This is a genomic window from Pseudomonas laurentiana, from assembly GCF_014648275.1.
Lineage (GTDB): Bacteria > Pseudomonadota > Gammaproteobacteria > Pseudomonadales > Pseudomonadaceae > Aquipseudomonas > Aquipseudomonas laurentiana.
The window spans coordinates 1-1192 of sequence record NZ_BMQU01000071.1 but is presented as its reverse complement, the minus strand read 5'-3'; the positions used below and the strand labels follow the sequence as shown (position 1 = coordinate 1192).

Annotated in this window: 1 protein-coding gene; it reads left to right on the top strand. The window is 57.8% G+C overall.

Annotated elements, in window-relative coordinates:
- Positions 1 to 65 precede the first annotated feature (65 nt).
- Positions 66 to 1046, top strand: coding sequence for an IS5 family transposase (locus tag IE038_RS23850; RefSeq protein ID WP_054888505.1), 981 nt, complete (start codon positions 66 to 68; stop codon positions 1044 to 1046).
- Positions 1047 to 1192: the final 146 nt, after the last annotated feature.

The following is a 1192-nucleotide window of genomic DNA, read 5'->3' as shown; positions in this document are numbered from 1 at the left end:
GGAAATCCTGAAGAAGACTTCCCGAATCTGGTGAAATACGCCGATCCCGTTGCCCGAGTTTTCCGATGAAGCAGATGACCTTCGCCGACGCCGAGTACGCCGGTAAGCGTAAGCAAACCCGCAAGGAGTTGTTCCTGATCGAGATGGATCAGGTGGTGCCGTGGCAGGGTTTGATCGCCCTGATCGAGCCGCATTATCCGAAGGGCGAAGGTGGACGTCCGGCCTATCCGCTGATGGCGATGCTGCGCGTGCACCTGATGCAGAACTGGTTCGGCTACAGCGATCCTGCGATGGAGGAAGCGTTGTACGAAACCACCATCCTTCGCCAATTTTCTGGGCTGAGCCTGGAGCGCATCCCCGACGAAACTACCATCCTCAACTTCCGCCGCCTGCTGGAAAAGCATGAGTTGGCGTCCGGAATTCTGGCCGTGATCAACGGCTACCTGGGGGATCGCGGCCTGTCGCTGCGCCAGGGCACCATCGTCGATGCCACACTGATCCACGCGCCAAGTTCGACCAAAAATAAGGACGGTAAGCGCGACCCGGAAATGCACCAGACCAAAAAGGGCAACCAGTATTACTTCGGCGCGAAAGCCCACATTGGTGCCGACGAAGAATCGGGCCTGGTACATAGCGTGGTGGTCACGGCGGCCAATGTTGCGGACATCACTCAGGTCGACCAACTGCTACACGGCGAAGAACACGTGGTGTGCGCTGACGCTGGGTATACCGGAGTCGAGAAGCGTCCTGAACATGAAGGTCGTGCCGTTATCTGGCAGATCGCGGCTCGGCGCAGCACCTACAAGAAACACGGCAAGCGCAGCGCCTTGTACAAAGCGCTGCGCAAGATCGAGAAGGCCAAGGCCCAGATCCGTGCCAAGGTCGAACACCCGTTCCGCGTGATCAAACGGCAGTTTGGCTATACGAAGGTGCGCTTCCGAGGATTGGCCAAGAATGCGGCGCAGATGGTGACGCTGTTTGCCCTGTCGAATCTGTGGATGGCCCGCCGACATTTGCTGGCCAGCGCAGGAGAGGTGCGCCTGTAATGCGGAAAATGGCTGCGGTAACGTGCTGGCGGTAACGAAAAAGGTAGAAAAGCGCGACTGATCGGATTGTCTTGGATCAGTTGGGCGATTTTGAAATCGGCAGACGCTGAAGTCAGCCAGAGATGCATGGCTACTTCAGACCATCC

Excerpts from the sequence above, each read along its gene's own strand:
- IE038_RS23850 (WP_054888505.1), top strand. The coding sequence starts at position 66 with ATGAAGCAGATGACCTTCGCCGACGCCGAGTACGCCGGTAAGCGTAAG.